Source organism: Shewanella sp. SM32 (assembly GCF_025654235.1).
GTDB lineage: Bacteria > Pseudomonadota > Gammaproteobacteria > Enterobacterales > Shewanellaceae > Shewanella > Shewanella oncorhynchi.
The window spans coordinates 1-2,778 of record NZ_JAKKRO010000126.1 but is presented as its reverse complement, the minus strand read 5'-3'; the positions used below and the strand labels follow the sequence as shown (position 1 = coordinate 2,778).

4 protein-coding genes and 1 pseudogene are annotated in these 2,778 nt (G+C 48.1%); all 5 read right to left on the bottom strand.

Translation table 11 applies throughout. The features are described from left to right. Positions 1-819, bottom strand: an 819-nt coding sequence (arsJ, locus tag L5M10_RS23515) for an organoarsenical effux MFS transporter ArsJ (protein WP_263256058.1), incomplete at its 3' end; no start/stop codon positions are given. 5 nt (positions 820-824) lie between these two features. After that, a complete protein-coding gene (locus L5M10_RS23510; RefSeq protein WP_212601003.1) occupies positions 825-1,835 on the bottom strand; it encodes an ArsJ-associated glyceraldehyde-3-phosphate dehydrogenase in 1,011 nt (336 codons plus the stop codon). 56 nt (positions 1,836-1,891) lie between these two features. Then, a complete protein-coding gene (locus L5M10_RS23505) occupies positions 1,892-2,383 on the bottom strand; it encodes a tyrosine-protein phosphatase (RefSeq protein WP_212601004.1) in 492 nt (163 codons plus the stop codon). Positions 2,384-2,390: 7 nt separating this feature from the next. Beyond that, positions 2,391-2,627, bottom strand: coding sequence for a thioredoxin family protein (locus L5M10_RS23500; protein ID WP_131524958.1), 237 nt, complete (start codon positions 2,625-2,627; stop codon positions 2,391-2,393). Positions 2,628-2,638: 11 nt separating this feature from the next. Further along, positions 2,639-2,778: pseudogene (locus tag L5M10_RS23495) on the bottom strand (permease); the annotation flags it as partial.

Genomic DNA, 2,778 nt, shown 5'->3' with positions numbered 1-2,778 from the left:
GCCTTGCACTATGCCATAACCTATTACCCAGAGTGCGAGAAAACCGCCGACATACCAATGATCCCAACCAAAGGCTGAGGCCAAATAAACGGGTAAAGCCACCACAAACCACACATCCCGCGCACCAAACAAAAACATGCGTGCGGCAGAAAGCGTATTTACCGCCGGACTCTTAGAGAAAATTTCCGTGAACTTAGGTTTGTTTTTGGCTTTACCTAAATCGCGTTGCAAACTTAACAGACTAAAAATCCACACCAGTAATAGGCCAATCGCCATACCTAACACGGCCAGCTGGAATCCAAACAGGGTCAGTAAGGCGCCGCCCAAGAAGAACCCCGCGCCCTTTAGCGCATTTTTGGAGCCAGTGAGCATGGCAACCCACTTATACAGCTCACCCTGAGCATCATTGGGCACCAACAACTTGATACTGCTTTTAGCGCTCATCTTATTGAGATCTTTAGCGATACCCGACAAGGCCTGCGCCGCCATCACCCAAGCAACCGTGAGCATACCGCTAGGCACAAGCAGCATGCTAAGGGCGACAATCTGCATAAATAGGCCTACATTCATGGTCTTATTTAAGCCTAAACGCGCCCCGAGCCAGCCGCCGACTAAGTTCGTTACCACCCCAAAGATTTCATAGAAGAGGAATAGCATGGCAATTTGCAGCGGGCTATAACCTAAGCCATGAAAATGGAGCACCACTAACATACGTAATGCGCCATCGGTGAGCGTGAATGCCCAATAGTTGCCTGTGACCACCAAATACTGGCGGATCTCGGGTGATATGTTAGACAAGAACCCTGTCAGCTTACCCATAAAGCTTATGCCTTATCCATCAGACCGACCATGCGGGCCAGTTCGACGGTGCGATTGGCATAACCCCACTCGTTGTCATACCAAGCGTAGAGTTTGACCTGAGTGCCATTGATAATCATGGTCGATAGCGCATCGATAATGCTCGAACGCGGATCGGTTTTATAATCGACCGAGACTAATGGGCGTTCCTCATAACCTAAAATGCCTTTTAGCGGTCCGTCTGCCGCTTCTTTTAACAGGCGATTGACTTCAGCTTCGGTCGTTTTGCGACTCACCTCGAACACGCAATCGGTTAATGAAGCGTTCGCTAATGGCACCCGCACCGCATGGCCGTTAAGCTTACCTTTGAGTTCAGGGAAAATATGGGTAATGGCCGTCGCTGAGCCTGTTGTCGTAGGGATAAGGCTTAAACCACAGGCCCGCGCACGGCGAAGATCTTTATGCGGTGCATCTAAAATAGTTTGAGTGTTGGTAATATCGTGAATAGTCGTCATGGAACCATGCACTATGCCGAGGTTTTCGTGGATCACTTTAACGATCGGCGCCAAACAGTTAGTAGTACAGGAGGCCGCAGTCACAATCGGATGAATAGCTTTGTCATAGAGTTGATGATTCACTCCCATGACAACGTTTAACACGCCCTCTTCTTTAACTGGCGCTGTGACCACAACGCGTTTAACGCCTTGATCTAAATAAGCTTGCAGCACTGCTTTGGTTTTCATTTTACCCGAAGCTTCAATCACCACATCACAACCGGACCAATCGGTTTCCCCGATGGTTTTATTGCGAGTACAGCGAATACGCTTGCCATCGATAATGATGTCATCGCCATCGCTGCTCGCCTCATGTTGCCAGCGGCCATGCACAGAATCGAATGTCAGCAAATGGGCTAAGGTCGCCGCATCTCCAGCGGGATCATTAATCTGCACAAACTCAACCTCTTCCCAGCCCCAAGCAGCGCGCAGTGCTAAACGTCCCATACGGCCAAAGCCATTTATCCCGATTTTGATTGTCATACCTGCATCCTTCACACTCAGTTTTATATTAGGTGTTTTATATTATTTGTTTAAGATTAAAGCGTTATCTGTTCGATATAGCCACGTTGATGCACATTGGTTAAGGCATTAGGGCGAATGGATTGCACTTGGGTAATCACTTCTGCCAAGGTGCCTCCCGCCAGTAACAGCAAGATTGCCGCCATTAATCCTGTGCGACCGGAACCACCGCGACAATGAATGGCAATTGTGGATTGAGTTTGCATCAATGCCAGCAGTTCTGCTTTGTGTCGTGCAAACGCGAGCTCGAATACCTCTGCGGGTGCCGCATCATCTTCTATAGGTAAATGCAACCAACGGATCCCCGCTTCATGGCAAATATCGGGCAATAATGCAGCACCAAATGTTTGCAATTCGGCAAGTGGCATTAAGGTTATGATGACCTCAGTTCCCGCCGCTTTAAGAATTGCCACCGCCTCTGTCACAGGGACAGATTTAGTCCCTGGGCAAGGGGTAAAAATCAACCTAGCACCACTCTCTAGCGGCAAAATATCAAATGGATGTGACATTTAAGTGTTACCCCACTAACCAAGATTCAATCATGGCTCTATGGGGAATGGAGCCCCAATGCACTAGCTTCTCATCAATCACCACAGCGGGTGTACTCATCACCTTATAGCCCATGATGACTTCTGGATTGGTTTCCTTTACCAGCGCAATACTGATGCCCTTTTCGTTGGCGATGGCGGTAATAATCTCAGCGGTTTTTGTGCATTTGGCACATCCACTGCCTAATACTTTGATGTTTAGCATTTTTATAATTCTCACAGAACGGGACCTATAGCGTTAAAGATCCAACCTATTAAGGTGAATGAAATCAATAAAATGGCAAAAACGATGGCCAGTAAACGCCATTGCATCACCTGCTTGAGCAAAATGAACTCAGGAAAACTGGCGGCAACCG